Origin of the sequence: Mesorhizobium sp. M7A.F.Ca.CA.004.12.1.1, from assembly GCF_003997835.1 — a bacterium.
Taxonomy (GTDB): Bacteria; Pseudomonadota; Alphaproteobacteria; order Rhizobiales; family Rhizobiaceae; genus Mesorhizobium.
On the sequence record NZ_RZRK01001193.1, the window covers coordinates 1 to 1,281 of the forward strand.

1 protein-coding gene and 2 pseudogenes are annotated in these 1,281 nt (G+C 62.9%); 1 reads left to right on the plus strand and 2 read right to left on the minus strand.

Translation table 11 applies throughout. The annotated features are described in order from the left end of the window. A pseudogene (locus tag EN984_RS35015) lies at window positions 1–222 on the minus strand (EamA/RhaT family transporter); the annotation flags it as partial. Window positions 223–419: 197 nt separating this feature from the next. On the opposite strand from EN984_RS35015, the gene EN984_RS35020 reads away from it, so the two are divergent. Further along, the gene (locus EN984_RS35020) at window positions 420–926 is read left to right on the plus strand and encodes a hypothetical protein (protein WP_127269139.1); all 507 of its coding nucleotides are present in this window, start codon (window positions 420–422) and stop codon (window positions 924–926) included. Here EN984_RS35020 and EN984_RS35025 read toward each other — a convergent pair. After that, a pseudogene (locus tag EN984_RS35025) lies at window positions 923–1,281 on the minus strand (DNA polymerase IV); the annotation flags it as partial. The gene EN984_RS35020 and the pseudogene EN984_RS35025 overlap by 4 nt on opposite strands.

Consider the following 1,281-nt stretch of genomic DNA (forward strand, 5'->3'; position numbering starts at 1 on the left):
GATATGGGCAATGGGGCGCTGCGTGCGCATGGCTCGAAAACCGCCACTCATCATCACCAGCGGCAGAAGGATGAAGAAGCCGATCACAGAGCGCAACTCAAGCACCTGGAAGACGTTGAGCTCCGCTGTCGTGGCTCGGCCGGCGACCGTCATCCCAAGGAAGGAAGCGATCGACAGTGCCATCCAGAACGCGGCCTTGGGGATCGAGGGGGTGGGTGCCATTCGCGCTATGTCGCAGGCGAGGGCTTCTGCCGCAATCGCTACACAAGGCATTCTTCTGGGCCAGTCGCGACTGGCTGGATGTTGTAAAACAGTCGTGTGGCGGGCGGAACCTGAAACCGCAAGTGGCGTTGAGTTCCGGTGGTCAGCCGTGCTCGCGGACCGTCCCGCCTTTTTCAAGATCGACAAGGAGAGCTTCAATGAGATCCTTCGCGCAATTCGCGCTTACCGGCGGCTTATTGGTTGCGGCAGGTGCGGCACATGCCGACGAGGCCCAATTTCTCCAGGCGTTCAAGGGCAATTTCGCCGGCAAGGGTATCGTCAAGGTCACCACCGATGCGCCGACCGTGAACGTGTCCTGCACGTTCAGCTCGAACGCGACATCGACCTCCCTGTCGCTCGACGGCAATTGCCGGGGACTTGTCGTGGTCACGCGCGCCATCAGCGCGGACCTGAAGGCCAGCGGTGCCAAATACAGCGGCACCTATGTCGGCTCTCGCACGGGACCGGCGCAGCTTAACGGCAGCCGTTCGGGCAACGCGATCAACCTGGGCATTCGCTGGGCCAAGGAGGTCAATGGCGACCGAAGGGCGCAGATGAAGGTCGAGAAACGCGGCGAGAACGGCATGCGGCTGACCGTCATCGACACCGACCCGAAAACCGGCAAGAGCGTGGTGACGAGCAGGATTGATCTGCAGCGCACCTAATCCTCCAGCGGCTCCGGCGGATGGGCGTCGCGGCCCTTGCCGAATGTGTAGCCGGTTTCCACCGCTTTGCGGCCGAACTTGTCGCGCAGGGCGTCAATGGCGCCTTCGGCCATGGCGCGCTTGCGCGATTGGATGTCGACCAGATCGGGCGGGTCGGCCTTGTCGTCGTCCGAGAGGTCGCTGACACCGATGCCGAGCAGCCGATACTTCGTGCCGTCGGTTTCCTTGCGCAGAAGCTCCACCCCGGTCTGAAAGATGCGGTCGGCGAGCCGGGTCGGATCGCCGAGCTGGCGATTGCGCGTGCGCAGCTTGAAATCCTGGGTCTTCAGCTTCAAGACCACGGTGCGCCCGGCAA

Bases quoted from the DNA above. Each gene is read 5' to 3' on its own strand.
- EN984_RS35020 (WP_127269139.1), top strand. From the start codon at position 420: ATGAGATCCTTCGCGCAATTCGCGCTTACCGGCGGCTTATTGGTTGCG.